This window comes from Brevibacterium sp. RIT 803, from assembly GCF_016892625.1.
In the GTDB taxonomy this organism is placed as follows: domain Bacteria; phylum Actinomycetota; class Actinomycetes; order Actinomycetales; family Brevibacteriaceae; genus Brevibacterium.
Genome location: NZ_JAFEMW010000001.1, coordinates 97,061 through 121,947, shown reverse-complemented (window position 1 = coordinate 121,947; position 24,887 = coordinate 97,061). Strand labels below are relative to the sequence as shown.

General features: G+C 63.1%; 24 protein-coding genes. 22 read left to right on the top strand and 2 right to left on the bottom strand.

What is annotated here, in order from left to right; genetic code table 11:
* The first annotated feature begins 117 nt into the window (after window positions 1–117).
* The 11 genes from JTF07_RS00500 (at window position 118) to dapF (ending at window position 11,342) form a co-directional block, all read left to right on the top strand.
* The gene (locus JTF07_RS00500) at window positions 118–2,886 is read left to right on the top strand and encodes a DNA translocase FtsK (protein ID WP_204232417.1); all 2,769 of its coding nucleotides are present in this window, start codon (window positions 118–120) and stop codon (window positions 2,884–2,886) included.
* Between the two features lie 107 nt (window positions 2,887–2,993).
* Window positions 2,994–3,668, top strand: a complete 675-nt coding sequence (gene pgsA, locus JTF07_RS00495) for a CDP-diacylglycerol--glycerol-3-phosphate 3-phosphatidyltransferase (RefSeq protein ID WP_204232416.1) — start codon at window positions 2,994–2,996, stop codon at window positions 3,666–3,668.
* A 4-nt stretch (window positions 3,669–3,672) separates the two neighbouring features.
* A complete protein-coding gene (locus tag JTF07_RS00490; RefSeq protein ID WP_204232415.1) occupies window positions 3,673–4,197 on the top strand; it encodes a CinA family protein in 525 nt (174 codons plus the stop codon).
* A gap of 196 nt (window positions 4,198–4,393) precedes the next feature.
* A complete protein-coding gene (locus JTF07_RS00485) occupies window positions 4,394–4,723 on the top strand; it encodes a helix-turn-helix domain-containing protein (RefSeq protein ID WP_143922548.1) in 330 nt (109 codons plus the stop codon).
* A complete protein-coding gene (locus JTF07_RS00480) occupies window positions 4,723–4,950 on the top strand; it encodes a DUF3046 domain-containing protein (protein WP_101619758.1) in 228 nt (75 codons plus the stop codon). Before JTF07_RS00485 ends, JTF07_RS00480 begins: the two co-directional genes overlap by 1 nt.
* 313 nt (window positions 4,951–5,263) lie before the next feature.
* Window positions 5,264–6,376: a recombinase RecA gene (recA, locus tag JTF07_RS00475; RefSeq protein WP_204232414.1), complete on the top strand. Its 1,113-nt coding sequence runs from the start codon at window positions 5,264–5,266 to the stop codon at window positions 6,374–6,376.
* On the top strand, window positions 6,357–7,100 hold the full coding sequence (locus JTF07_RS00470) for a regulatory protein RecX (RefSeq protein ID WP_204232413.1): 744 nt from the start codon (window positions 6,357–6,359) through the stop codon (window positions 7,098–7,100). The genes recA and JTF07_RS00470 overlap by 20 nt, the downstream gene beginning before the upstream one ends.
* Before the next feature lie 39 nt (window positions 7,101–7,139).
* Window positions 7,140–8,636, top strand: a complete 1,497-nt coding sequence (miaB, locus tag JTF07_RS00465) for a tRNA (N6-isopentenyl adenosine(37)-C2)-methylthiotransferase MiaB (RefSeq protein WP_204232412.1) — start codon at window positions 7,140–7,142, stop codon at window positions 8,634–8,636.
* 1 nt (window position 8,637) lies between these two features.
* Window positions 8,638–9,291 (top strand): hypothetical protein, encoded by a 654-nt coding sequence (locus JTF07_RS00460; protein ID WP_204232411.1) that lies wholly within the window; start codon window positions 8,638–8,640, stop codon window positions 9,289–9,291.
* 12 nt (window positions 9,292–9,303) lie between these two features.
* Window positions 9,304–10,260: a tRNA (adenosine(37)-N6)-dimethylallyltransferase MiaA gene (miaA, locus tag JTF07_RS00455; RefSeq protein WP_204232410.1), complete on the top strand. Its 957-nt coding sequence runs from the start codon at window positions 9,304–9,306 to the stop codon at window positions 10,258–10,260.
* 86 nt (window positions 10,261–10,346) lie between these two features.
* On the top strand, window positions 10,347–11,342 hold the full coding sequence (gene dapF, locus JTF07_RS00450; RefSeq protein ID WP_204232409.1) for a diaminopimelate epimerase: 996 nt from the start codon (window positions 10,347–10,349) through the stop codon (window positions 11,340–11,342).
* 48 nt (window positions 11,343–11,390) lie between these two features.
* Here dapF and JTF07_RS00445 read toward each other — a convergent pair whose 3' ends face one another.
* Window positions 11,391–12,005, bottom strand: coding sequence for a class I SAM-dependent methyltransferase (locus tag JTF07_RS00445; protein ID WP_204232408.1), 615 nt, complete (start codon window positions 12,003–12,005; stop codon window positions 11,391–11,393).
* Between the two features lie 108 nt (window positions 12,006–12,113).
* On the opposite strand from JTF07_RS00445, the gene hflX reads away from it, so the two are divergent.
* Window positions 12,114–13,589, top strand: a complete 1,476-nt coding sequence (hflX, locus tag JTF07_RS00440) for a GTPase HflX (protein WP_204232407.1) — start codon at window positions 12,114–12,116, stop codon at window positions 13,587–13,589.
* Entirely contained in the window at window positions 13,586–15,553 is a 1,968-nt protein-coding gene (locus JTF07_RS00435; RefSeq protein WP_204232406.1) for an ATP-dependent DNA helicase, read from the top strand. Before hflX ends, JTF07_RS00435 begins: the two co-directional genes overlap by 4 nt.
* A gap of 106 nt (window positions 15,554–15,659) precedes the next feature.
* Here JTF07_RS00435 and lexA read toward each other — a convergent pair whose 3' ends face one another.
* Entirely contained in the window at window positions 15,660–16,415 is a 756-nt protein-coding gene (gene lexA / locus JTF07_RS00430) for a transcriptional repressor LexA (RefSeq protein WP_204232405.1), read from the bottom strand.
* A gap of 234 nt (window positions 16,416–16,649) precedes the next feature.
* Here lexA and JTF07_RS00425 point away from each other — a divergent pair, with 234 nt between their 5' ends.
* From JTF07_RS00425 to JTF07_RS00385, 9 genes are all read left to right on the top strand, one after another.
* Window positions 16,650–16,982 (top strand): LysM peptidoglycan-binding domain-containing protein, encoded by a 333-nt coding sequence (locus JTF07_RS00425; RefSeq protein ID WP_204232404.1) that lies wholly within the window; start codon window positions 16,650–16,652, stop codon window positions 16,980–16,982.
* 9 nt (window positions 16,983–16,991) lie between these two features.
* On the top strand, window positions 16,992–18,125 hold the full coding sequence (locus JTF07_RS00420) for a histidinol-phosphate transaminase (RefSeq protein WP_204232403.1): 1,134 nt from the start codon (window positions 16,992–16,994) through the stop codon (window positions 18,123–18,125).
* Between the two features lie 101 nt (window positions 18,126–18,226).
* Window positions 18,227–18,823, top strand: a complete 597-nt coding sequence (hisB, locus tag JTF07_RS00415; protein WP_204232402.1) for an imidazoleglycerol-phosphate dehydratase HisB — start codon at window positions 18,227–18,229, stop codon at window positions 18,821–18,823.
* A complete protein-coding gene (locus JTF07_RS00410; RefSeq protein WP_204232401.1) occupies window positions 18,820–19,422 on the top strand; it encodes a hypothetical protein in 603 nt (200 codons plus the stop codon). Before hisB ends, JTF07_RS00410 begins: the two co-directional genes overlap by 4 nt.
* Window positions 19,419–20,048, top strand: coding sequence for an imidazole glycerol phosphate synthase subunit HisH (gene hisH / locus JTF07_RS00405; RefSeq protein ID WP_204232400.1), 630 nt, complete (start codon window positions 19,419–19,421; stop codon window positions 20,046–20,048). Before JTF07_RS00410 ends, hisH begins: the two co-directional genes overlap by 4 nt.
* 76 nt (window positions 20,049–20,124) lie before the next feature.
* Entirely contained in the window at window positions 20,125–20,862 is a 738-nt protein-coding gene (gene priA, locus JTF07_RS00400) for a bifunctional 1-(5-phosphoribosyl)-5-((5-phosphoribosylamino)methylideneamino)imidazole-4-carboxamide isomerase/phosphoribosylanthranilate isomerase PriA (protein ID WP_204232399.1), read from the top strand.
* Window positions 20,863–20,866: 4 nt separating this feature from the next.
* A complete protein-coding gene (locus tag JTF07_RS00395) occupies window positions 20,867–21,667 on the top strand; it encodes an SseB family protein (protein WP_204232398.1) in 801 nt (266 codons plus the stop codon).
* A gap of 94 nt (window positions 21,668–21,761) precedes the next feature.
* Window positions 21,762–23,108 carry a M20 family metallopeptidase gene (locus JTF07_RS00390; protein WP_204232397.1) on the top strand — a complete coding sequence of 449 codons (1,347 nt, stop codon included), beginning with the start codon at window positions 21,762–21,764 and terminating at the stop codon, window positions 23,106–23,108.
* Window positions 23,109–23,236: 128 nt separating this feature from the next.
* Window positions 23,237–24,874 carry an AbgT family transporter gene (locus JTF07_RS00385; protein ID WP_204232396.1) on the top strand — a complete coding sequence of 546 codons (1,638 nt, stop codon included), beginning with the start codon at window positions 23,237–23,239 and terminating at the stop codon, window positions 24,872–24,874.
* Window positions 24,875–24,887 lie beyond the last annotated feature (13 nt).

The following is a 24,887-nucleotide window of genomic DNA, read 5'->3' as shown; positions in this document are numbered from 1 at the left end:
GCTTCTGGTAAAGGAAAAGGCACAGCGCGCAAAACTGCTGGTCGGACCGGGCAAGCGGGGACCAAGGAAGACCCCGGGACAAACGTTGTCACCGGTGCGTGGAGGGGAGTGGCCCACATGGCCGGAAACCGTGCGCGAAAGATCCTCAGTGACGAACCGAGTGATCAGTCACCGACCAAGAGAGACGGCACTGCCTTCTTCCTCATCGGTCTCTCGATCATCATCGCAGCATTCGAATGGTGGAACATCCCCGGCGCCATCAGTGACGTCGTCCGCAACGTCGTCGAAGGCACCTTCGGCAGGGTGGCACTCGCACTGCCGGTGATCTTCACCTGCTACGCGATTCGACTGTTCCTGCGCGGAGACGATAACCGGGGAAACAACAGGATCCTCATCGGAATCATCCTCCTGCTGCTCTCCGCATCCGGACTGGCCCACATCTCCGCGGGCAACCCCACCTTCACCAACTCCAATGATGCTATGGCCAACGGCGGCGGCGCACTCGGATTCGTCATCTCATCGCCACTCGTCATCGCGACCACCGTCTTCGTGGCCGTGCCGCTGCTTGTGCTGCTCGGACTCTTCTCCCTGCTGGTCATCACCGCGACACCCGTGCGTTCGATCCCCACGCGCCTGATGGATCTCTACCTGCGTCTGACCGGGGGAGCGCGCCCCAGTTCTGAGAAGCAGGACGGACAGGACTCGACCGACCTCGTCGCTGAGAACGCGCGCACCTCCACCCTCAAGCCCGTCATGGGCACCAAACGTCGGACCAAGAAAAAGAAGACCGACCTGCCCGAGGGTGAACATCCCGACGATGACACGACGACCAAGGCCTACGACAAGGCCTATATCCATGAAAACGATGTCAGCGATGAAGAAGCCGACACCACCGTCATCGAACGGCCGCAATTCAAGCCGGGTGAACGTCGACCGACGAAGGCCGAGCGGGAAACAGCTGCGCTGAAGAAGACCATCGGCATGGACGATGATGCCGCCACGGTCACGAACAAGGCCGCACCAGGTGACGCCTCGGCGCCGGTGCCGGTGACGAACAATCCGGCGCCGCCACCCACCGAACAGCTGCCCGAACGCGTCGAGCAGCTCACTCTGGCCGGGGACGTCACCTACACGCTTCCGAGCTCGGACAACCTCACCCCCGGCCCGCCCGCAAAGGAGCGATCCGAGGCCAACGACCGTGTCGTAGAAGCACTGCGCGACGTGCTCGAGCAGTTCAAGATCGACGCACAGGTCACCGGCTTCTCACGTGGCCCCACGGTCACCCGGTACGAGGTGGAGCTGGGATCGGGCACCAAGGTCGAGAAGGTCACGGCGCTGTCGAAGAACATCGCCTACGCAGTGGCCAGTGCCGATGTCCGCATCCTCTCGCCGATTCCCGGCAAGAAGGCCATCGGCATCGAGATCCCGAACTCCGACCGCGAGAACGTCTCCCTCGGCGACGTGCTGCGTTCGAAGGCCGCCCGCAAGACTGAGAACTCCCTGGTCATGGGCGTGGGTAAGGATGTCGAAGGCGGATTCGTCGTCGCCGACCTGGCGAAGATGCCTCACCTGCTGGTCGCCGGTGCGACCGGTGCCGGTAAGTCGAGCTTCGTGAACTCCATGATCACCTCGATCATGATGCGCGCAACCCCTGACGAGGTGCGTATGATCCTCGTCGACCCCAAGCGCGTGGAGCTGACGATCTACGAAGGCATCCCGCACCTCATCACCCCGATCATCACCAACCCCAAGAAGGCCGCCGAGGCGCTCGAATGGGTAGTGCGCGAAATGGACGCTCGCTACGACGACCTCGCGAACTTCGGGTTCAAACACATCAACGAGTTCAACAAGGCCGTCCGGGAGGGCCGCGTCGAAGTTCCTGCAGGATCGGAACGGGTGCTCCAGCCCTACCCCTACCTGCTGGTCGTGGTCGACGAGCTCGCCGACCTGATGATGGTTGCCCCACGCGACGTCGAAGCTTCGATCCAGCGCATCACCCAGCTGGCGCGTGCGGCCGGTATCCACCTGGTCCTGGCCACTCAGCGCCCCAGCGTCGACGTCGTCACCGGACTGATCAAGGCCAACGTGCCCTCACGCCTGGCGTTCGCCACCTCATCCCTGGCTGACTCCCGAGTCGTGCTCGACCAGCCGGGCGCGGAGAAGCTCATCGGACAGGGTGACGCACTGTTCCTGCCCATGGGGGCTGCCAAGCCGATGCGTGTCCAGGGTGCCTGGGTCAACGAGTCGGAGATCGAGAAGGTCGTCGAACACGTCAAGGGCGAACTCAAGCCGAACTACCGTGAAGATGTTGCGGTGGAGAAGCCGACGAAGCAGATCGACGAGGAGATCGGCGACGATCTCGAACTCCTGCTCCAGGCGGCCGAGCAGGTTGTGACCACGCAGTTCGGCTCGACCTCGATGCTGCAGCGCAAGCTGCGCGTCGGCTTCGCCAAGGCCGGGCGTCTCATGGACCTGATGGAATCACGAGGCATCGTCGGACCCTCCGAAGGGTCGAAGGCTCGCGACGTGCTCGTGCGGCCCGAGGATCTGCCGGGAACGCTGGCGATCATCAAGGGCGAGACCCCGCCGGACGAGGACACGAACCCGGAGGCTGGCGGCGGTGCGGATGATGACGGCTACGGCGCCAGCCGAGCGCATGATGCAGGCGGGCAGTCGGCGGCGGCAGACTACGATGAGGAGTTCGATGACTTCGGAGGCTCGGGGGCAGACACCTCGGCGAGGTCTTCAGGCTCCCGTGCCGAGGATCGTTATGCGACGGGAGTCGGGCATGCCGAAGACCTGCATGTCGGCGACGTCGACCCCGAGACAGGGCTGGAAGTCGTCGAGACCAGCGGTGAGGACGCTTGGTCGCTCACAGGCCGCTGATTTCAGCGACACAGCACAACTGAAGATCTGAATTCGGCGTGGAGCCGGCCTCTGAAACGAGTGGCCGGCTCCACGCCATTCACATGTCACTCCGATAGGCTTGATACGTGAATGATCGATCAGAGAACGGCGCCCCGGGACACGCACCGGCAGAGCCCAGCCCGTGGAATGTTCCCAACGCCCTGACCGTATTGCGGATCCTGCTCGTCCCCGTCTTCCTCGTCCTCCTCCTGGCCGATGGAGGCCAGGACATGACCATGCGGTGGTGGGCATTGGTCGTCTTCCTGCTGGCGATGGCCACGGACAAGATCGACGGAGATCTCGCACGCAAGTACAACCTCATCACGAACTTCGGCAAGATCGCCGACCCGATCGCCGACAAATCTCTGATGGCTGCGGCACTCATCGGCTTGGCCGCGATCGCTGAGATCCCTTGGTGGGTTCCCATCATCATCCTCGTCCGGGAACTCGGCATCACCGTGCTGCGGTTCTTCATGATCCGCATCGCCGTCATGCCCGCATCCAGAGGCGGCAAGATCAAGACCGTGCTGCAGACCGTCGCCATCGGGCTGTTCCTCCTCCTGCGCCCCGTGGCGCAGATCATCCCGGAAGGCGCGACCTTCGCACTGCTGATCCTGGCCTGGCTGATCATGGTCGCCGCGATCGTCGTCACAGTCGTGACGGGAATCGACTACTGCCTCCAGGCCGCGAAACTTGCCAAGGAATCGCGTGGCGGCAACGGAACTGCCGAGACCGGAGCCTCCGACCCGAGTCCGAAGTGAACCTGTGAACGAGACCGAACTCTTCTCCCGAAGTCAGCACCTCATCACCACCTGTGCGCAGGTGGGACTCTCGGTCGCTGGAGCTGAATCACTGACCGGCGGTCGCTTCGTCGCCACGCTCGTCGATGTTCCCGGAGCCTCCGCCGTGGTCCGCGGTGGACTCATCGCCTATGCCACCGACCTCAAATCGCGGCTTGCCGGCGTCGATGCCGACCAGCTCGAAGAGACAGGACCCGTCGACGAAGTCGTCGCAGCTCAGATGGCGGCCGGTGCGGCCAGGGAATGCGTCTCCGACATCGGGGTGGCCTGCACCGGAGTCGCCGGACCCGAGCCGCAGGACGACAAACCGGTCGGTCTTGTCTACACGGCCATCGCCTTCGCCGGAAAAGCGCAGGTCAGCGAGCATCATTTCGTCGGAGATCGAGACACTGTGCGCGCACAGACGGTCGCGGCCATGGTGGCAGACCTCGACGACTTCGTCACCCAGCTGGCGTTCGGCCCCGACGCGAACGGGCCCGAAGAATCATGACGGTGCAGCCGCGGAATAAGTTCGACCTCGGCGAAGTTGACCAGGTAATGGCAATTGGACGAATACACATCGGCACCTTCGAATGGACTGGCAAAACCATCAGGTCACGTACCCAGGTTGGCGCTCGGCATCGACCGGGCTGTAAAGTTGACCACACCATCACGACTGTTCACGGAGACAAAGGGAGGGACGCGCAATGCTACTGAGAGTTGAAATCGGTGACGCACTGCGCTCCGTACGCCGGCGCCAGGGGCGGACCCTGCGCGATGTCTCCACGGGAGCCAGCGTATCGCTGGGCTACCTCAGTGAGATCGAACGCGGACAGAAAGAAGCCTCCTCGGAGCTTCTCTCCGCGATCTGTGAAGCACTCGATCTGCCGTTGTCGGCTCTGCTGTCATCGGTCTCCGATCGTTTCGCGCTCGAAGAGGGCGTCGAGATTCCCGACACCATTCCACAGGAACTCTCCGACAAGATCCTCGGTCGCCCAGGTGGATACCCGGTGCCACGACTGGCAGCCAAGCCGTAATGCGTCACACCCTCTACTGGGTCCTCATGAACGAGGAGTTCGGAGAGGCTCGTGCTGCATCGCTGCACACGGACCTCGCGCTGAGCAGCCTGGGTTCTCGGACCGCCGAAGAGGCATTCCGAGCAGGCATCGAACCTCGCGATATCTGGATCGCTGTCTGTGATGCCTCCGGGGTGCCCGAATCACATCGCCTGGGCAAAGAGAAACCGCGTTCACGTCCCTTCTAGGGTTGTCCCTCCGTGGGACTGTCGTCCCCAGAACTGTTCCTCATCATTCGAATCCTGCCTCTTCGCAGTGCGAGATCGCGGGTGACTGAGCAGTGTGGCTGGGCAGGGAGCGGAGTGTCGTCAGGTGCGAAATAGTGCGACACGCGCCGACATATAGAACACTTGTTCCCATGTCGGTTATGCTGGTAATGAATCACGGGACCTGTGACCATGAGTGGCTGATTATCCACGGGGGAATTCGTTCCTCTGTTGTTATGTCAGTGCCACCTTCTAGCCTTGGTCTCAACGGAAAACGAAACTTTTAGGAGAGACCATGGCTCGTACACCGAAGAACCTGCAGATCCCGACCGGCGGAGATAAGTCGAAGGCGCTTGACGCCGCGTTGGGACAGATCGATCGCAACTACGGCAAGGGCGCAATCATGCGTCTGGGCGAAGGCGTTCGCGAACCGATCGCCTGCATCCCCACCGGTTCCATCGCACTCGACGTCGCATTGGGCATCGGGGGCCTGCCGCGCGGCCGCGTCGTCGAGATCTACGGCCCGGAATCCTCGGGTAAGACCACAGTGGCTCTGCACGCTGTCGCCAATGCGCAGAAGACCGGCGGAATCGCGGCTTTCATCGATGCTGAGCACGCACTCGACCCTGAATACGCGAAGAAGCTCGGCGTCGACACCGACCAGCTGCTCGTGTCTCAGCCGGACACCGGTGAGCAGGCACTCGAAATCGCAGACATGCTCATCCGCTCCGGAGCCCTCGACGTCATCGTCATCGACTCCGTCGCGGCTCTCGTTCCGAAGGCTGAGATCGAAGGCGAGATGGGCGACAGTCACGTGGGCCTCCAGGCACGACTGATGTCACAGGCCCTGCGCAAGATCGCGGGCGCACTGTCCCAGTCGAAGACCACCGCGATCTTCATCAACCAGCTGCGTGAGAAGGTCGGTGTCTTCTTCGGCTCACCAGAGACCACCTCCGGTGGTAAGGCTCTGAAGTTCTACGCCTCCGTGCGCATCGACGTGCGACGCATCGAGACCCTGAAAGAGGGCACGGAAGCGGTCGGCAACAGAACCCGTGCCAAGATCGTCAAGAACAAGATCGCACCGCCGTTCAAGCAGGCCGAGTTCGACATCATCTACGGTCACGGAATCTCCCGCGAAGGCAGCCTCATCGATATGGGCGTCGACAACGGCATCATCCGCAAATCCGGATCCTGGTTCACCTACGACGGCGACCAACTCGGGCAGGGCAAGGAGAAGGTGCGAACCTTCCTCAGCGACAACCCAGGCCTGGCCGAGGAGATCGAACTCAAGATCAAGCACAAGATGGGTCTGATCAAGGTTGACGAGCCCGAGGCCGAGGCAGAGGTCGACCAGCTTGACGACACCGCAGCAGAGAGCTCGAAATCGGATGACGTCGAAGTCTCCTGAGCCGCTTGATCGCGACAGCGACCTCGCCGAGTCGCGACCCCGCGGGGGAGACTCGGCGAGATCAGATGCGCCGACCGCGAAGCTGGACAAGCTGCGCGAGGCCATTATCGAGATCGACCAGCGGCATGCCGAGGGGGAGTCGGAGTACTTCGCTGAGGCCAGCTCTGGCCCGGGCCATTCGCTGTCGTCGAGTCTCATGTCTCCCGTGGATGCTCCTTCATTCGCTGACGCGCTGTCACTTGACGATGATGAGCCCGAGGACTTCGACGCCTCATACGCGAAGGCGAAGAAGACGGCCATGAATATGTTGGCCATGCGCGACCATGCCAGCGGCGAACTGCGCGACAAACTGCTCAAACGTGATTTCCAGCCGGAGGCCGTCGATGAGCTCATTGCCAAACTGCAGAAGTCCCGTCTCCTTGATGACGAGGAATTTGCTCACCGCTACGTGCGCGCTCACCGTGAACGACGCAAGCTCTCCCGATCGGCTCTCAAACGAGAACTGAGCAAAAAGGGATTGACCGCAGAGATCGTCTCCGACGCCGTCGAAGATGTGGACGGGGAAGATGACCTCGCCCGCCAAGTAGCCGAGAAGAAGGCCGCATCGACACGAGGACTGGACTACGAAGTCCGCGAACGTCGAATCCTGGGTATGCTCGCCCGACGCGGATTTGCCTCCTCAGTCTGTCTGAAAGTGACACGCGAAGTCCTCGCCGAGGACTGAACGACGCCGATGACAGACAACAGCTAGAATAGTTGCGCCATGACTGAACTGATTGATGCCCCCGCCTCCACCGAGAAATCACCTCGCAGCTACGAGGTGAAGACCTACGGCTGTCAGATGAATGTCCACGATTCCGAACGGCTCTCCGGACTTCTCGATGACGCGGGCTATGTTCCTGCAGACACCGATGACCAAGCCGATGTCATTGTCTTCAACACCTGCGCGGTGCGTGAAAACGCGGACAATCGCCTCTACGGAAACCTCGGTCAGCTCGCCCACGTCAAGGAACGCAACCCCGATTTCCAGATTGCCGTCGGCGGCTGCATGGCGCAGAAGGACCGGGACACGATCGTCAAGAAGGCCCCCTGGGTCGACGTCGTCTTCGGCACCCACAACATGGGATCACTGCCGGCGCTGCTCGAACGAGCCCGACACAACCAGGAAGCCCAGGTCGAGATCCTCGAGAGCCTCGACGTCTTCCCGTCGACCCTGCCCAGTCGACGCGAGTCGCAGCATTCAGGGTGGGTGTCGATCTCGGTCGGATGCAACAATTCCTGCACGTTCTGCATCGTTCCCAGCCTCCGCGGCAAGGAGAAGGACCGCAGGCCCGGCGACATCTTGGCCGAGGTCGAAGCGCTCGTCGCCGACGGAGTCGTCGAAGTCACGCTTCTGGGCCAGAACGTGAACTCCTACGGCGCAGAATTCAGGGACAAAGGCGCATTCGCGAAACTGCTGCGCGCCGTGGGCAACGTGGAGGGCATCGAACGTGTGCGTTTCACCAGTCCACATCCTGCATCATTCTCCGACGATGTCATCGATGCCATGGCAGAGACGCCGACCGTGATGCCGCAGCTCCACATGCCGCTGCAGTCCGGGTCCGACACGATCCTCAAATCGATGCGCAGGTCCTACCGCACCAGCAGATTCATGCGCATCCTGGATTCCGTGCGCGAGAAGATCCCGCACGCAGCGATCACCACCGACATCATCGTCGGATTTCCCGGAGAGACCGAAGAGGACTTCCTGGGCACCATGGACATCGTCCGTCGTGCGCGCTTCTCGCAGGCATTCACCTTCCAGTACTCCATACGACCAGGCACTCCTGCCGCCACGATGGACGATCAGGTGCCCAAGCACATCGTGCAGGAACGCTTCGAGCGGCTGACGGCCCTGCAGGATGAGATCTCCTGGGAGGAGAACACAGCACAGATCGGTCGAGAGGTCGAAGTCCTCGTCACGACCAGACCTCATGACGACTCACCACGACTGACCGGCCGATCCGCGGACAATCGACTCGTCCATGTCGGAATCCCGCAAGGAGCGTCCATGCCACGTCCCGGTGACTTCGTCACCGCTACCGTGACAGATGCCAAACCCTTCTTCCTCTTGGCCGACTCGGGCTTCGGCGTGCGATCGTCCCGAGCAGGCGATGCCTATGACCGCGCCCAGGCGGACAGCTGCGGAGCCCCGGCGCCGGGCCAGACGAGCGCTGGATCCACCAACCTTGGCATGCCGACTATTCGCCTCCGCAACTGAGATGCGCTCCTTTGCGATCATCCCGGCGACCCCGATCCTCCTGGCCGGCGTTGACCTGGCAGAGGCCGCCACAGCCGTAGCGCTGCGAACGTCGATCGAGTCCTGTCTGCAGACCCAGGCGTCGTGGGCACTGCCGGTCAGTGGACTGCCACTCTTGGCAGGCCTCGGGGGATCGGGGATCGATCGAGGCATCGACACCCGCACGAATGAGCTGCTCGAAGGCGAGGACTGGGTTCAGGCTGTGTCCGAACTCAGCCCTGCCCGCCGTGCAGACTGCGAATCCGCGCATCCTGCCATCGCCGTGGCACTCCTCCACGCCCACGCTACCGGGGTTCGAATCGGCCCGCTGGGCAGCAGCGACGACCTGCTGGTACCCATGGACCTGTCCGCCGCAGCCTCGGACAACGCCCCATTGGCCCCCGTGCCCCAGGCTGCGGAGGCCGATGACAGGATCGTTCGCTCACTCCACGTCGGCGATATCGGCGCGGTCTCTGCTGCGATCGCTGGGGCAGCCGACGTCCACGCCGATCTCGACCTCCTCGATGCCGCCGCCGTACACATGCGGGCTCATGGAGTTCGCGACTATTCGTTCACCACCGTCTTCGACGAGAGCGTCCACGAGGTTCGTTCGCTGTGCGGGACCGGGACGTACTGAAATGAGCCACACTTGAGTACAGCCGACCAGCCGATCATCACGATCGCCGGAGCCACAGCCACAGGCAAATCAGATCTCGCGCTCAACCTGGCCGAACACCTCGGCGGGGAGATCGTCAACACGGACTCCATGCAGTTCTACCGGGGTATGGACATCGGCACCGCCAAGCTCCCGGCCGGCCAGCGGCGGGGGATCGCCCACCACCTCATCGACATCCTCGACGTTCGTGAAGAAGCGAATGTGCAGACATTTCAACGACAGTCTCGTGAGGCCATCGCCGACATTCGTGCCAGGGGGAAACGTCCCATCCTTGTGGGTGGGTCAGGACTGTACGCGCGTGCAGCGACCGATCTGATGGAGTTTCCCGGCACCGACGCCGAGGTTCGGGCGCGGATCGAATCGGAGGTCGAAGCCGATCGCTGGGGCAAACACCGGCATCTGCAGGAGGTCGACCCGGCCGCGGCTGCGAAGATCACACCCAATGACTCCCGACGCATCGTGCGTGCCCTCGAAGTGATCGAGTTGACCGGACGCCCTTTCAGCGCTCAACTGCCCGACTACCAGGCAATCGAACCGACTCTTCACCTGGGACTGAGCGTCGAGCGTACGACGCTGCACGAAAGAATTGCGACCCGGGTGGGAATCATGTGGGAGGAAGGATGGGTCGACGAGGTGCGCAATCTCCTCGATTGTGGTCTGGCCGAAGGCAGGACCGCGTCCCGTGCCATCGGATACGCACAGATCCAGAAGTATCTGGTCGGCGAACTCGACAGAGACGCCGCCCAAGAGCAGACGACGATCAGGACTCGGCAGTTCGCCCGCCGACAGGACACCTGGTTTCGCAGAGACCCGCGCATCGCTTGGATCGACGCGACTGCCGGTGACCACGAGGCCAATGCGGCCAAAGCACTCAACGTCCTTGCAGACACGACAGCGACCATCGCAGACACGGCAGGTCCCGAGAGCTGAAGGCAGTTCACGCGGGTTGGAGATAGTCCACGAGAGCTGAATGCCGACTGTGCCACGTGCGGGTCTGTCACCGATAGGATGAGACCATGAGTTCCCCCCAGTCACCATTCGCCGACATCGCAGACACTGTTTTCATCAAGGGCCACGGCACACAGAACGACTTCGTCCTCTTGGCCGACGATGACAGTGATCTGGAGATGCATCCGGAGACGATCGCGCTCCTAGCCGATCGTCGCTCGGGACTGGGCAGCGACGGGGTCATCCGCATCGTCCGCTCCGCAAGCAGCGGGATTCCCGGTGCCCAGGAACAGGCCGAGGCCGGAGCCGAATGGTTCATGGACTACTACAACCACGACGGCAGCCTCTCCGAGATGTGCGGCAACGGAGTGCGAGTCTTCGCCCACGTGCTCGTGACGACCGGACGAGTCGCGGCTGACGCCAGAGAGATCCTCGTCGGCACGCGTGATGGCATCAAGACCGTGCGCACTGTCCTCAACCCGGCACTGGGCAAGCAGACCGGAGACTCCTCTGCGACAGCACCGGCAGGGCGGACGCTGCCCGGCTCCGCAGACGACGCCTGGTACATGATCGACATGGGCGAGTGGTCTCTCGATGACAGCGATGACGTGCTGGTTTCGACGTCCGGCATCGAAGTGCCCCGTCCCGGCATGCGGGTCGAGACGGGAAACCCTCACACCGTGGTCGCACTCGCGGAGTCGGCTGAGCTCGACAGTGCTGAGCTGCGGGATGCACCTGTCCTCGACCCGGTACCGCCGCAGGGGTCGAATATCGAATACATCGTGATGGAACCTGCGCGCAGCGATGTGGCCGGGGGAGAGGGTGCCCTGCGCATGAGGGTGTTCGAACGCGGAGTCGGCGAGACTCGCTCCTGCGGTACAGGGGCCTGTGCTGCTGCCATCGCCGCGCACCACTGGGCAGGTCCGGCATCGCCTCTGCAATGGCGGGTGGATGTTCCCGGGGGCCAGCTGCGCATCGGCATCACCCCGAATGAGGATGGTACACGCGGCAGCGTCACCCTCTCCGGTCCGGCAGTCCTGGTCGCCAGCGGCACAATCAGCTGACACGCTCCAGGTGCCGATGAACTCCAGCCGACCACACCGACGCGGCGATCAGTCGCGGTCGACGGTGAGGACCCGGTAACCCTTCGATGATCCGGTGCGAACGACGCTGAATCCACTTCCCAGAGTCTCGATGAGCCACTTCTGGAGCGAGTCCGCACCGAGGTTCTTGGACACGACGAGATCGGCACGCCCGCCGGGAGCCAGCCGCGGCAGCCAGGTGGTCAGCAGCTCATGCAGAGCCTCCTTGCCAACCCTGATCGGCGGATTCGAACGGATCGCACTGAACTGCAGGTCCGATGGGATCTCTTCGGCGGTGACGGGACGGATCGATTTCAGTCCGAGACGCTTCGCGTTCTTGGCAGTGGCGTCAAGGGATCGGGAATTGACGTCGAGTGCCCACACCCTGACATCGACCTCGGCGTCCTCGGCACTCAGCGCAGCGTCTAAGGAAATGGGGCCCCAGCCGCAGCCCAGATCGAGGATGTCACCCGGCTCTGGCACCGGCAGATGTCGCAGCAGAACTGCGGTTCCCAGGTCCAAGCGGGTGGGGGAGAAGGTCCCCGAGACGGTCTCGACCGTGACTTCATGGCTCGCGAGGTTCAGTGAGAGCTCGCGTGTTTTGGCCTCGCTGCTGGGCGATTGCGTGAAATAGTGCTCTGACACCGTTACAGTCTAGACGGCTGTGGGAGAATTGATGGACACCTCTTTCATCTGAGAGGAAACTCTCCGCGGCAGCAGTGCCGCAGAGAGTGGAAGCGAACAAAGGAATGAATGACGTCCACTGACAAAGAACGTCGGGACGCGATGCTCGACCGCGTTCTCGCACGAGGCGCCCAGGCGCTGGGCACCAACGAAGCAAACGTCGACGATGCCTCGCAGTTCGATCTGGCTGAGAGAGCCGCACTCAAACGAGTCGCTGGCCTGTCGACCGAACTCGAAGACATCACTGAGGTCGAATACCGCCAGGTCCGCCTGGAGAAGGTCGTCCTTGCAGGACTGTGGAATACGACACAGGCCGATGCCGAGAACTCGATCAGGGAGCTCGCCGCCCTCGCAGAGACCGCAGGATCTGAGGTCCTCGACGCGATCATCCAACGACGTGAGACCCCGGACCCCGGCACCTACCTCGGCAAGGGCAAGGCGGCCGAACTGGCCGAGATCGTTGCCTCCGTGGGTGCTGACACCGTGATCATCGACTCCGAACTCGCGCCCAGCCAACGACGCGGACTCGAAGACGTCATCAAGGTCAAGGTCGTCGATCGTGTCGCTCTCATCCTCGACATCTTCGCTCAGCACGCGAAGTCCCGAGAAGGCAAGGCTCAGGTCGAACTGGCTCAGCTCGAATACCTCCTGCCGCGCCTGCGCGGTTGGGGCGAGTCACTGTCCCGACAAGCGGGTGGCCGAGTTGCCGGCGGTGCCGGAATCGGTTCCCGCGGTCCCGGTGAGACGAAGATCGAACTCGACCGCCGTCGGATCAGGACCAGAATGTCCAAGCTGCGCCGACAGATCACCGCGATGGCCCCGTCGAGGGACACGAAACGGAAGAACCGCGCCCGCAATCACATCCCCTCAGTGGCAATCGTCGGCTACACCAACGCCGGCAAGTCCTCACTGCTCAACCAGCTCACCGACGCCGAGGTGATGGTCCAGAACGCGCTCTTCGCGACCCTGGATCCGACCGTCAGACAGTCCCGCACCGCTGACGGCATCACCTTCACCTACACAGACACCGTCGGTTTCGTTCGGAACCTTCCGCACCAACTGGTCGAAGCGTTCCGGTCGACATTGGAAGAGGCCTCGGATTCGGATCTGCTTCTGCACATCGTTGATGCCTCGCACCCCGATCCGCACGGACAGATCCACGCCGTCCGGGAAGTGCTCAAAGACGTCGACACGGGAGACATCCCCGAACTCCTCGTCTTCAACAAAGCCGATATCGCCGATGAAGCAGTGGTGACTGGACTCCACGCCGAGTACCCGGAAGCGAGATTCGTCTCCGCCGTGACCACGGACGGAGTCGCCGAGCTCGTCGAAACGATCGAGGCGATGCTGCCTTCGCCGAACATCGACGTCACAGTGCTCGTTCCCTACGAACGGGGCGATCTTGTGTCGAAGATCTATGCCCTGGGCACGGTCGAGCATGAAGAGCACGGTGCCGAGGGAACCGCCATGCAGGCGAAGGTTCCGGCAGACCTGGCTGCGGAACTCGCCGACTTCCGACGTCCGGACCTGGTCATCGGCGAGTGAGCACCGTCGAAGATCTGCTCGAGTCCGCCGTAGGGGCCATCGGCGGCTCGACCAGGAAAGGTCAGACAGAGATGGCCGAAGCGGTCGCCTCGTCAGTGGACAAAGGCATCCACCTCTTGGTCCAGGCCGGCACGGGCACAGGAAAATCTTTGGCGTACCTGGTCCCCGCAGCCGAGTACTCCAGTCGGACGGGCAAGCGCGTCATCGTATCCACGGCCACCTTGGCCCTGCAGACACAGATCATCCACAGGGATCTGCCGCGGCTGTTCAAGTCAGTCAAGAAGACCCTCGACCCTCTGCCAAGGGCCGCCCTGCTCAAAGGCCGACGAAACTATGTCTGCAAACACAAGCTCTCCGGCGGATATCCCGATGAGGGCGAGGGAATGCTCTTCGACCTCGGTGCCGACGCGGAGGCCGGACGAAAGCAGAGCGACCGATCGGGCCTGGGCGAGGAGATCCAGCGGATTCGCACGTGGGAGAAGACCACGGACACCGGAGACCGCGACGATCTGCTGCCGGGAGTCAGCGACAGGGCGTGGTCAGAGGTCTCCGTCAACGCCTTCGACTGCCTCGGGTCGAACTGCCCGCTGTACACGGAATGCTTCGCAGAGCTGGCCCGCAACAACGCGGCCGAGGCCGACATCGTCGTGACCAACCATGCGCTGCTGGCCATCGACGCCTTCGGTGAGAACGCGGTGCTGCCCGAGCACGACGTCATCATCATCGACGAGGCCCATGAACTCAAGGACAGGGTCACGAACGCACTGTCGGGTCAGATCAACACCAGCATGCTCGCAGCCGCCACGAGCTCCGTGCGCAAGCACACGATCGTTCAGGACGGCGTCGTGGCGCTGCTCGATTCAGCGGCTGCGGCACTCGAACGGGCCCAGAGCGGTGTCGGCGAAGGCCTGATCATGAACATGAGCGAGGCACTGTCCCTCGCGCTGGCCCAGATTCGTGACTCCACTCGTCAGATCATCAACGACATCGGCGGCAAGACCGAAGACTCCGACGCCGGCCGTCAGATGGCCAAGGCCCGCTGCCAGGAGATCTTCGAACTCGCCGAGCGGTTCTGCTCCCCGGGCAAGAACGACGTCGTATGGCTGTCTCGAAGCACCTTCCGCGAGCGCGAGACCACAAACCTCGTGGTCGCGCCGTTGAGTGTTGCCGGCACCATGCGGTCAGGGATCTTCGAAGAGTCAACGGTGGTGGCCACCTCGGCGACTCTGTCACTGGGTGGCAACTTCGACGCGGTCGCAGCGTCCCTGGGACTGTTCGGTCCCGACGCACCCAAATGGGACAGCCTCGACGTGGGATCACCGTTCGACTATGGCAAGCAGGCCATCCTCTACGTCGCAGCACACCTGCCGCGCCCGGGCCGCAGCGGCCTGAGCGAACAGGCGCTGGATGAGCTTGAGGCACTGGTCACCGCATCGAAGGGCGGTGCGCTGGGACTGTTCTCCTCACGAGCGGCCGCGAATGCCGCAGCCGAGCACCTGAGGACGAAATTGGACCTTCCGATCCTTCTCCAGGGCGACGACGGACTGCCGTCTCTCGTCTCCCAATTCACCGCAGATGATCAGGCCTGTCTGTTCGGCACCATGTCACTGTGGCAGGGCGTGGACGTACCGGGTCGGACCAATCGTCTCGTCATCATCGACAGGCTTCCGTTCCCCCGGCCCGATGACCCATTGATGCAGGCCAGGTCGAGAGACGCCGACGATCGGGGAGTCAACGGCTTCATGGCCGTCAGCGCCACTCATGCCGCACTGCGCCTGGCACAGGGCGCGGGACGTCTCATCCGATCGACTTCGGACAGGGGAGTTGTCGCGGTCCTCGACTCGCGCCTGCGCTCGGCTCGTTACGGCGGCTATCTGGTGAACTCGATGCCGACGATGTGGCCGACGACGGATTCGGCACTCGTGAAGAGCAGCTTGGGGCGTCTGGCAGAGACGGAGAAATGACCGGAGTCTGACATGCACTGTGCCCCGTCCGATATCGGACGGGGCACAGTGCGCTGGAACGTCAGCGGTCAAAAGACCTGAGGGCCGTCGGGCCCTGGCGGTGATGTCAGAGGCGGCGAATGACCGAGACGACGAGACCCATGATCTGGGCATAGGTGCCGTCGATCGGTTCGTAGTCCTTGTTGTGGGGGAGCAGCCACTGGTGCCCGGCCTTGCGTTTGAGGGTCTTCACGGTCGCTTCGCCATCGAGCAGCGCCGCGACGATCTGACCGTTGTCAGCGGTGTGCTGTTTGCGCACGACCACCCAGTCATCGTGACAGATGGCTGCGTCGATCATCGAGTCACCGACGACCTTGAGCAGGAACATCTCACCCGAGCCCACGACCTGTGTCGGCAGAGAGAAGACGTCGTCGATCTCCTGCTCGGCCAGAATGGGCCCGCCTGCGGCGATGCGACCGACGACAGGAACCTGGACGGTGTTGTTGGCCAGCTCCTCGTACTTGGCGCGCTCGGCCTCTTCCTCTTCGAATGGATTGACCACTTCTATGGCACGCGGGCGCTTCGGGTCTCGGCGGACATAGCCGAGACGTTCGAGCTGGGAGAGTTGGTGGGCCACGCTTGAGAGTGAGGCGAGTCCGGCAGCTTTGCCGATCTCACGCATGCTCGGCGGGTAGCCGTTGGTGACGACTGCGCGTTCGATGGTCTCGAGGACCAGTCGCTGTCGCGGGGTCAGACGAAAATCGCCCTCGCCGGTGGAGCCTTCCGGAATCGAGACGTCCTCGTCATCGCTGCGGGCGGCCGCGATCTCGCTGGCGACGTCCTCATTGCGGGGACGGCCCCTCCCTCGTTTATTCTGAACCATTGCTCGTTCCCCTTCGTTCTATTCCCGCCGGCCTCACCGCTGGATCCTCACGTCGAGAATTCTCGTGTCAGTGCCGCCTGAGATGGTTCTTTCAGACCAATCAACAACGCTGGTTCTCTCTCATTGTCGCATAAATGTTCGAGTTGGACTGGACATATGTTCGATTGGCATGTTGAATAGAACAGACGTTCTACCTATTACGGGTGGAATCGTACGAAGGGAAGAGGTTAAGCGATGTCTGCACAGAACCAGGAACTGCGTTTCACCACTCGTGGACGCCAGGCGATGCGCCTGCTTCGGACCATGGTGTGCGCTCTCGTCATCATCGGCGGAGCATTCTTCGTCGCCACACAGTCGTTCTCGGCCGCCGCCGGTGCGGAGACCGACGACATCGGCATCGACACCGAGTCTGTCGTCGTGGGCGAAGGTGAGTCGCTGTGGGCCGTCGCGGCGAACCTCGGAATCGAACGCGACACTCGCGATGTCGTGTCCGAGATCGTGGAGATCAACCATCTGTCCTCGCCTGTGGTGCACCCGGGTCAGACCCTGGATGTGCCCCAACGCTAGACTGATGCGGTGGGAAATAATGAGTCTTTGCCAGTGCGTTCGGACCTAGTCGGCCTCAAGCCCTACGGGGCTCCGCACCTGGATGTGCCGGTGCAGCTGAACGTCAACGAGAACGCCTATCCGATTCCGGACATGGTCGTCGAAAGCATGCGCTCGGCAGTCGACGGTCACTTCGCCGGACTCAACCGCTACCCCGACCGTGAGTTCGAGGACCTGCGCGAACATCTGGTCACCTATCTGCACGGAGTCAACGACCGGGCCGGTCAGACCGTCGAACTCAGCCCCGACATGATCTGGGCGGCAAACGGATCGAACGAAGTCCTCTCCCATATCGTGCAGGCATTCGGAGGACCGGGTCGCACGGTCCTCGGATTCACTCCCAGCTACTCCATGCACCCGCTGATCACTACGGGCACCGGTGCCGCCTGGCAGTCCTCGGCGCGCAGCGACGACTTCACGCTTGATGCGAGCACCGTCGCTGCCGAGGTTGCCGAAGCCGATCCAGACATCGTCTTCCTGTGCACACCGAATAATCCGACAGGAACATCGATCGGTCTCGACGTCATCGAAGCGGCGTACGAGAACTGTTCGGGCATCGTCATCGTAGACGAGGCCTACGCCGAATTCTCCAGGCCCGCACAAGCCTCGGCGATGACCCTTCTGGAAGGTCGCCCCCGTCTGGTCGTATCACGGACGATGAGCAAGGCCTTCGCCTGCGCAGGTCTGCGCTTGGGCTACGCGATCGCGGCCCCAGAGCTCATCGATGTCCTGCGCCTGGTGCGTCTGCCGTACCACCTATCGGAAATCACTCAGGTGCTGGCCTGCACCGCTCTGGAACACGCAGACGTCCTCCTGGACAACGTGGTCCGGCTCATCGACGCTCGCGACCGAATCTCTGAACACCTGAGCAACGCCGGGTTCAGTGTCTACCCCAGCGATTCGAACTTCGTTCTCTTCGGCAACATCTCCTCACCGCATGAACTGTGGCAGAAGCTGCTTGATCGCGGAATACTCATCCGCGACATCGGCATCGACCACCACGCTCGGGTCAATGCCGGCACCGAGGAGGAGACCACCGCGTTCCTCACCGCAGTCGACGAGATCCTGGCAGCCGACCCCGGCATTCTGCTGTCCTCCGACTGAGGCGCCTTCGCTGAGATGCGCAACCTGAGTCACACCACTTCGCTCGAGTCAGGGGACAATGGTCCTCAGGCGGCACCCACCCCTCCTACGAAAGGCCATTCATGAGGCAGGCACAACGCTCCCGTACGACCTCGGAATCCTCGGTCACCGTTTCCATCAACCTCGACGGAACCGGTTCGTCCGACATCTCGACGAGTGTTCCCTTCTTCGACCACATGCTCACAGCGCTGTCGAAGCACTCACTCATCGACATGGAGATCAAAGCCGACGGCGATACACACATCGACGTCCACCACACGGTTGAGGACACCTCGATCGTCCTGGGCCAGGCATTGAGCGAGGCACTGGGCGACAAGGCCGGCATCCGCCGCTACGGGCTGGCCGCCGTCCCACTGGACGAGGCTCTGGCCCGCTGCGTCGTCGACGTGGCCGGTCGCCCGTACTTCGTGCACGAAGGAGAACCCGAGGGCCAGCAGTACCACCTCATCGGCGGACACTTCACAGGGTCCATGACCTCGCACTCCCTCGAGTCGATTGCCTTCCACGCCGGTCTCACTGTGCACCTCGACCTGCTGCGCGGCCGGGATCCGCACCACATCGTCGAAGCCGAGTTCAAAGCCTTCGCCCGCGCTCTGCGTGAGGCAGTCGAACCTGATGAGCGCAACAACTCGGTACCCAGCACGAAGGGAGTCCTGTGAGCACCACCGTCATCGTGACGCCGTTCGGAGTTGCCGAGCAGCTGGCCGCTGCATGCGTACTGTCGAACATCAAGGGAACCATTGTTCCCATCGGAGACTTCACCGGAATCGTCTTGGCCGACACCGATGTCCAGGCGGGCAACGAGGCAGCCGCAGCGATCTCGAAGCTCTCCGGCAAACATGAGGTCCTGCTCCTGGCCCGCAGTGAGGAGCAGATCGATGCCGGTCACTTCCGGCACGGTGCCCGCGAATCGGATGTTCCTGCAGGTCTGGCGCTGAAGAACCTTCCAGACGTCCTCGAGCAGCTCCTGCTCGAGATCAGATCAGCCGACGAAGTGGAGGGCAACATCCCCACTTCTTCCATGACGAAGCTGCAGGCCAGTGCGGCCACGATGTCTCCTGGCCGGGCCGCCGTGGCCCGGACGGCACTGCTGTGGATCGTGGTGGCAGTACTCGCTGGACTCATCACCGCCTTCGGCATCACGATCGGGCTCAGTGGGAACACCATGGCCTGGGTGATCGCCGCTTTCGGTGCGATCGTCCTCGGCTTCTCCCTGTGGAGGATCTACAGCGTCCTGACCAAGGGAGCGAAGAAATGAGCACGGTGGCTGTCCTCGACTATGGGGCAGGAAACGTCCGCTCGGCTGTGCGCGCGGTGGAAGCGGCCGGTGCCGATGTCGTGCTTACTGCAGACCATGCCGTCATCGATGACGCAGACGGATTGCTCGTTCCCGGCGTCGGCGCCTATTCGGCAGTGATGGCCGGACTGAAGCGAGTCGGCGGGGATCATCTCATCCGCACCTGGCACGAAAGCCAGCGGCCTCTGCTCGGCATCTGTGTGGGGCTGCAGGTCTTCTTCGCCCGCGGAGAGGAGCACGGAGTGAAGACAGAAGGCATCGGACTGTGGCCCGGCGCCGTCACGGCACTCGAGGCTCCGGTCGTTCCACACATGGGATGGTCGAAGGTCAGCGCACCGAAGTCCTCACAGATGTTCGAGGGTGTGGCCGAGGAACGTTTCTACTTCGTCCACTCCTATGCGGCAACCGACACTCCACCGAACACCATGGTGACCACAGCGACCCATGGCAGCAGCTTCATCGCCGCCGTCGAGGACGGCACCACCTGGGCAGCTCAGTTCCACCCCGAGAAGTCATCCGATGCGGGCGCGCGTCTGCTGCGCAACTGGCTCGGCACGTTCCCCGGAGCGGGCGCGACTGCCCACTAGGATTGTCCGAACCCTCCGGTTTCACCTGCTCCAATCTGTTCACATCAGTCTCAACAGCCTCTTGAGAAAGGTCACAATGACTCAAACCCCCAATAAGTTGGTCCTCCTTCCCGCCGTTGACGTCGCCGATGGCAAAGCCGTTCGCCTCGTCCAGGGCGAAGCCGGCACGGAGACAGATTACGGTTCTCCCATCGACGCGGCCCAGGACTTCGAAAGCCGCGGAGCGGAGTGGATCCACCTCGTTGACCTCGACGCCGCATTCGGTCGCGGATCGAACTCGGATCTGCTCAACCAGGTCGTCAAGGCTGTCGGCATCAAGGTCGAGCTCTCCGGCGGCATCCGTGACACCGAGAGCCTCGAGCGCGCACTGGACACCGGTGCCGAGCGGGTGAACATCGGCACTGCCGCTTTGGAGAACCCGGACTGGACCGCCGACATGATCTCTCGCTTCGGCGATCAGGTTGCCATCGGTCTCGATGTGCGCGGAACAACTCTCGCAGCCCGCGGCTGGACGAAGGACGGGGGAGACCTCTACGAGGTTCTCTCGACTCTTGAGAAGGCAGGCTGCGCCCGCTACGTCGTCACCGACGTCCGCAAGGACGGCACGCTGCAGGGGCCCAATGTGGAGCTGCTGAAGTCTCTGGCAGAGAAGACGGATAAGCCGATCGTGGCCTCGGGCGGAGTCTCCAGCCTCGACGATCTGCGGAACCTGCGCGAACTGGTTCCCTTCGGCGTGGACTCGGCGATCGTGGGTAAGGCCCTTTACGCCGGAAAGTTCACTTTGGAAGAAGCCCTCGAAGTCGCTGGAGGCTGAAGAAGTGACATCGGATCCGGACGACCGGTCCCAGTCGCCGGACCGGCATCAAGCATCCGGCCAGTCCGACTCGGCAGGAGTGTCCTGGTCGGGGCGCGATCTGCGCCCGAATCCGTTCTCGGGCGATTCGGGACTGGCCGATGCCGGGCTCCTCGAGGCCCTCACTGTGGTGAGCCAGAAGCCCCTGGATCCGAATCTGCACCGCAACGTCGTCACCGCCCTGTCGCAGGCGCGTCTCTATGCCCCGATCGTTCCGATGGCTGTCGACCAGGAGGTCGGCGAGAACGGGCTGATGGTCGACAACTCCTCGGAGATGGCCATGGTCCGGCTGCAGGCCGAGGACGGACGCGAGTGCACCCCAGGATTCTGCTCGATCCCTCCGCTGACCGCATGGCATCGCGACGCTCGGCCCGTGCCGATCGAATCGGAGCGGCTCGTCCTCGGTGCGATCGAAGCCGATTCTCAGCTCGTGGTCCTCGACCCGGGTGCCGAGACCTCGTTCCTGCTGCGTCGGCCCGCGATGTTCGCGTTCGTTCAGGGTCGTGAGTGGACCCCGGCCTGGGCCGACGCCGAGGTGGGGCAGGCGCTCGTCGCCATCGCCGAACAGTTTCCGTGGGTGGCTCAGATCAGTCTCAGCCCCGGCAGTTCACGCGTCCACGTCGAGGGTCCGGAGGTCGGCATCAGGCTGGGCGTGCGCTCCCAGGTGCCGGCCGAGGAGATCAAGCGGTTCCAGGCGGCGCTGGCCGCCGACGCGACCATCGTCGAGAGAGTGGATTCGATGGCGCTCCAGCTCGCCGAGTCCTGAGCGTTCGCGTCGACACGCCCGTGGCGTTCGGCCGGGTACCAGATAGCGGGAAAGGGCATGTGCGCTTGCCCCTCATCTTCTATGCTTGGTCCCCATGAACCCGATGCGCGATCTGAGTCGTCCCACCGTCCCCGACGAGAGCTACGTCGACGAGATCGCTGCCCAGACCCGTGCCCGCGCCGAACAGGTGGGAGCATGGACCTCAGCGTTCTCCGGAGCCCCTGAAACGAGTGCAGCGAGCATCGCAGCCGGGCTCGCGGAGGCGAAGCCGGAACTCGACGGACTGCTCCATACGATCCATTCCCTGGCAGAGACCGCCTACGACGAACACGAATCCGTCGCCGCCATCGCCTCGCTGCTGCGTGATCGTGGAATCGAGGTCGAGACCGGGCTCTTCGGCGTCGAGACCACCCTGCGGGCCACCACAGGTTCCGGGCAGGGACGCACTATCGCGATCCTCGCTGAATACGACGCCTTGCCCGAGATCGGCCACGCCTGCGGGCACAACCTCATCGCCACCTCGGCGGTGGGAGCATTCCTTGCCCTTCACTCCCTCTGCCAGCAGGACCCTGAAGCCGTCCCCGGCACGGTGGTGCTGCTGGGCACACCCGCGGAGGAGGGGCATTCCGGCAAGGAGGTCATGGCTCGCCAGGGTGCCTTCGACGGCATCGACGCGGCCATCATGGTCCACGGCTACGGGTACGACTGTGCAGATCAAGTGTGGTTGGGCAGGCGGCTGCTCGAGGTCACCTATACGGGAGTCGCCGCCCACGCCTCGGCGCAGCCGTTCATGGGCCGCAACGCACTCGACGCCGCCAATCTCTTCTACCAAGGCCTTGGCCTGATCCGTCAGCAGATGCCGCCGATCTCTCGACTGCACGCCGTCATCACCGAAGGCGGGACCAGACCCTCGATCATCACCGAATCGGCCACCGTTCAGTGCTATGTGCGGTCGAAGTTCCCAGCGACCCTCAAGGAGCTCTCGGAACGCGTCGAGGACGCTGCGAAGGGAGCGGCGCTCATGACCGGAACCGGTGTCGAAGTGACATGGGATGAGCACCCGCCCTCGCTGCCGGTGCGTTCGAACTCCGCGCTGACCCAGCGGTGGGCCGTGCACGAGGAGACGCAGGGGCGGACACCGTTGCCAGGCGGAGTGCTCGACGAGTCGATCGCAGCATCGACCGACTTCGGCAATGTCTCCTACCGGATACCGGGCATCCATCCACTCATCAAGACCGCCGACGCCGAGGTCGCGCTGCACACCCGCGAGTTCGCGGAAGCCTCGATCACACCTGCTGCTGAAGGTGCCGCTCACGACGCCGGGTATGGACTGGCGTGTACTGCATTGGACTTCCTCGTCGACGATGCGCTGGCCGCCGAGGTGGCTGCGGAATTCGAGCGCGACGGAGGAGCGGTGGACGTGGAGAACTACTTCAACTAGAGACAGATCGGCTCCAACACGACACCTGCTGGGCGTCTCGAACGCCGGCAGCGATTCGAATAACGCTGCGAATCGGGCGAGTACAGGGACTCGGCCCGGATCGCGACCATCGAAGAGAAGGAAGACACATGTCAACGACGACGTCAGCGAAAGTCGGTATCGGCCAGCGGCTGCTGGACGGGATCGAACGGCTGGGGAACAAACTGCCCGAGCCGTTCACCCTCTTCCTCGGTCTGTTCCTCATCACAGGGGCGATCTCAACCGGCATGGCCATCGCCGACGTGTCGGTCGAGATTCCCGGCAGCGATGAGACCGTGGCGATCAAGGGGCTCTTCACCGGGGAAGGCATGTCGTGGTTGACGACGACGATGGGCGACAACTACATCGGCTTCCCACCGCTGGCGACCGTGCTGCCGATCCTCCTGGCAGTGGGCGTGGCCGAGAAGTCGGGGATGCTCGCCGCGGCCGTGCGGATCGCCTTCGGCAAGAGCCCCCGCTGGCTGCTGCCCTACGCCGTCGGATTCGTCGGCGTCGTCGGGTCGATCATGGCCGACTCGGCATTCATCATCATCCCGCCCCTGGCTGCGCTCGTGTTCAAGGCTGCCGGGCGGCACCCGATGGCCGGGCTCATCGGCGGATTCGCCGCCACCGGGGCCGGGTATTCGACCTCGATCGTGCCGACGAGCCTCGACGCACTGTTCGCCGGCATCACCACCTCGGTGATGGGGACGTTGCCCGACACTGACTATACGGCCGTCAACCCGGTGTCGAACTACTTCTTCAATATCGTCGCCTCGATCGTGCTGGCGGTCATCGCCGGTTTCATCATCGACAAGCTCATCGAACCGAACATGGTTCGAAAGGGCGTTCCGCGCGAATACGCGGATGCCAAGGGTTCAGGCCTGGCCAAGGAATACCAGGCGAAGGACAACCCCTACGGTGAGAACTCCGTGTCGGCCGAAGAGGTCGAGGAATCTCAGAAGGAGGTCAAGGCCGAACTGGAGCCTGAGGAGAAGAAAGGGCTGCTGTGGGCCGTGGGCTCCGCGCTGCTGCTGACGGCGGTGGTCCTCTTCGCCGTACTCATCCCCGATTCGCCGTGGCGCAACGAGGACGGCGGCTTTCTGCCGAAGTCGCCCCTGCTGTCGTCGATCGTCTTCATCGTCTTCGCCTACTTCATGCTCATGGGCGTCGTCTACGGCTTCGTCGTGCGCACCGTGCGGTCGATGAACGACTTGGTGAGAATGATGAGCCAGTCGATCATCGACATGATGTCCTTCCTCATTCTCGCCTTCATCCTCGGCCAGTTCATCGCCCTGTTCAACTGGACGGGGATCGGATCCTGGATCGCAGTTGCCGGCGCCTCCGGTCTCGAGGCGATCGGACTCACCGGCTTCGCCGCGGTCATCGGGTTCATGCTGCTTGCCAGCGTGCTCAACCTCTTCATCGTCTCCGGTTCATCGATGTGGACGCTCATGGCCGCGGTGTTCGTTCCGCTGTTCGCGCTGCTCGGCTATGAGCCGGCGTTCATCCAGGCCGGGTTCCGCGTCGGTGACTCGGCCACCCAGGTCATCACCCCGCTCAACCCGTACATGATCGTGCTGCTGGGACTCGTGCGCCGGTATGAACCCAATGCTGGACTTGGCACGATCATCTCGCGGATGTTCCCCTTCGTCATCCCATTCTGGCTCGCCTGGGCGGCGCTGCTGGCGATCTGGTTCTTCTTCGACCTACCCCTGGGCCCCGGCAACGGAATCTTCCTCAAGTAGGACGACGGGGCAG

Excerpts from the sequence above, each read along its gene's own strand:
- JTF07_RS00500 (WP_204232417.1), top strand. The coding sequence starts at position 118 with ATGGCCGGAAACCGTGCGCGAAAGATCCTCAGTGACGAACCGAGTGAT.
- JTF07_RS00485 (WP_143922548.1), top strand. The coding sequence starts at position 4,394 with ATGCTACTGAGAGTTGAAATCGGTGACGCACTGCGCTCCGTACGCCGG.
- JTF07_RS00480 (WP_101619758.1), top strand. The coding sequence starts at position 4,723 with ATGCGTCACACCCTCTACTGGGTCCTCATGAACGAGGAGTTCGGAGAG.
- recA (WP_204232414.1), top strand. The coding sequence starts at position 5,264 with ATGGCTCGTACACCGAAGAACCTGCAGATCCCGACCGGCGGAGATAAG.
- JTF07_RS00470 (WP_204232413.1), top strand. The coding sequence starts at position 6,357 with ATGACGTCGAAGTCTCCTGAGCCGCTTGATCGCGACAGCGACCTCGCC.
- miaB (WP_204232412.1), top strand. The coding sequence starts at position 7,140 with ATGACTGAACTGATTGATGCCCCCGCCTCCACCGAGAAATCACCTCGC.
- JTF07_RS00460 (WP_204232411.1), top strand. The coding sequence starts at position 8,638 with ATGCGCTCCTTTGCGATCATCCCGGCGACCCCGATCCTCCTGGCCGGC.
- dapF (WP_204232409.1), top strand. The coding sequence starts at position 10,347 with ATGAGTTCCCCCCAGTCACCATTCGCCGACATCGCAGACACTGTTTTC.
- hflX (WP_204232407.1), top strand. The coding sequence starts at position 12,114 with ATGACGTCCACTGACAAAGAACGTCGGGACGCGATGCTCGACCGCGTT.
- lexA (WP_204232405.1), bottom strand. The coding sequence starts at position 16,415 with ATGGTTCAGAATAAACGAGGGAGGGGCCGTCCCCGCAATGAGGACGTC.
- JTF07_RS00425 (WP_204232404.1), top strand. The coding sequence starts at position 16,650 with ATGTCTGCACAGAACCAGGAACTGCGTTTCACCACTCGTGGACGCCAG.
- hisB (WP_204232402.1), top strand. The coding sequence starts at position 18,227 with ATGAGGCAGGCACAACGCTCCCGTACGACCTCGGAATCCTCGGTCACC.
- hisH (WP_204232400.1), top strand. The coding sequence starts at position 19,419 with ATGAGCACGGTGGCTGTCCTCGACTATGGGGCAGGAAACGTCCGCTCG.
- priA (WP_204232399.1), top strand. The coding sequence starts at position 20,125 with ATGACTCAAACCCCCAATAAGTTGGTCCTCCTTCCCGCCGTTGACGTC.
- JTF07_RS00390 (WP_204232397.1), top strand. The coding sequence starts at position 21,762 with ATGAACCCGATGCGCGATCTGAGTCGTCCCACCGTCCCCGACGAGAGC.
- JTF07_RS00385 (WP_204232396.1), top strand. The coding sequence starts at position 23,237 with ATGTCAACGACGACGTCAGCGAAAGTCGGTATCGGCCAGCGGCTGCTG.